General features: G+C 70.4%; 1 protein-coding gene. It reads right to left on the bottom strand.

Annotated elements, in window-relative coordinates; translation table 11 throughout:
• Positions 1–8 precede the first annotated feature (8 nt).
• Positions 9–1457, bottom strand: a complete 1449-nt coding sequence (locus ACFYOS_RS36400) for an NF041680 family putative transposase (protein ID WP_387151905.1) — start codon at positions 1455–1457, stop codon at positions 9–11.
• Positions 1458–1556: the final 99 nt, after the last annotated feature.

Raw genomic sequence — 1556 nt, 5'->3', positions numbered from 1 at the left:
CTTGTTTTTTAACCTTTGCGTTTTTGCTGGTCGGCTTGGGTGCGGGCGCGGTGGAGGGTTTTGCCGACGTCGTGGCGGGGTGCGCGGTGTCGGTTGGGGCTGCCGGGTGGGCGTCCGGGGCCGGGCCGGGTGGGTTTTGGTGCCTTCGCGGGGTGGCTGGTCTTCGGTCGGAGGTTGCGAAACCCGCGTCGGACCCGGGCGGGGCTCAGGCGCTCGGGTCGGGTGGGGTCGGCGGGTCGTTCCCAGGGGCGGCGCAGATCGTCGGTGAGGCCGCGGGCCAGCCGTAGTTGGGTGTGCGCGGCGAGGATCAGCCAGGTCCAGGTGTCAGCGGCGTTCGGGTCGCGTAGGCGGGGTCGGGTCCAGCCGAGGGTTTGTTTGAGCAGCCGGAAGGTGTGCTCGAGGTCAAAGCGGCGCAGGTAGGCCTGCCAGAGCAGATCCACCTGGGCGGCGGTTAGGTCGGGCGTGGAGCACCACAGCCAGATCGGTTTGGGGTTGTGACCGGAGGGGACGCGGTCGACGGTCAGCCGCAGCAGGGTGCCTTCCAGAATCGGGAGCGGTCCGGTGTGACTGATCCAGGCGGCGCGGCGGGTCAGTCGGGGATGTACCCGGTTGAAGGCGCGGGCCTGTGCGGTGCCGTAGCGGGCGGTGGTGGTGTGGGTGTGGTGGGCCGGCTGCGGCCAGGTGGTCTCGTCGGACAGCCGTAGTTCCGGGCCGTGGTGGCGAGGCCGGCCGACCGTGGTCGCAGTGCGGGCCGGTGCTGGCAGGCGCATCACCCGGCTGGAGCGCAGCCGCCCGAGGATCTCGACCGGCAGGTCACGCAGGTCGTGGGCGAGGCGGGCGGTGTCGTAGCCTGAGTCGGCCACGATCAGGATCGGCGGGTCACCCTCGCGCCGGTGTCCGGCGGTGATCAGCCGGTCCACGACCTGGCGCACCTGCGCGCAGGTCACGGCCGTCTCGTCGTCGGCCGGACCGAGCCGGACCGCGTCGAGCAGCGCGGTCCAGGAGGTGGCGCCGGTCTCCAGGGCAGCCACGATCGAATACGGCCAGCCAGGGATACGCTGGTCCTGGGCGCGGGTCTGCCCGGTCACGTGACAGTAGAGCCGGTCCGGGCTGGTGTGAGCTTCCCTGCGCAGCCACGCCGACACGTCCACCGCCAGCACGATCCGCCCGTCAGCGGCCAGCGGGACCGGCAACGCGGCCACCGCCCGACGCAGCCGGGCCGGCTCCAGACGCCCGTGATTGACCGCATCGTAGAGCGCCCCATGACCCCGGCGATGTTCGGCGGCCAGGCTCAACCCGACCAAACTGTCCACCGGGCCATCCACGCACAACACCGCGTCGGTCAGCTCGAACAGGGCGTCCGCCCGACGGGTCAGACAGGCGTAAAACTCTTCCCGGAACCCCGCGAGTCGCCGCAGCGACTCGACGCGGTCAGCGGGGTCGGGCACACTGCTCATCACGGCCTTCGGTTGTGAGTCATGTTCTTCTTTGGCGAGACGACATGATCACCGAAGGCCGTCTTCATGTCCACTCACGACAGCGCACAAAGTCCGGCC

It is taken from the genome of Micromonospora sp. NPDC005806 (assembly GCF_042871425.1).
Taxonomy (GTDB): domain Bacteria; phylum Actinomycetota; class Actinomycetes; order Mycobacteriales; family Micromonosporaceae; genus Micromonospora.
This window is presented reverse-complemented; position numbering and strand designations above follow the sequence as displayed.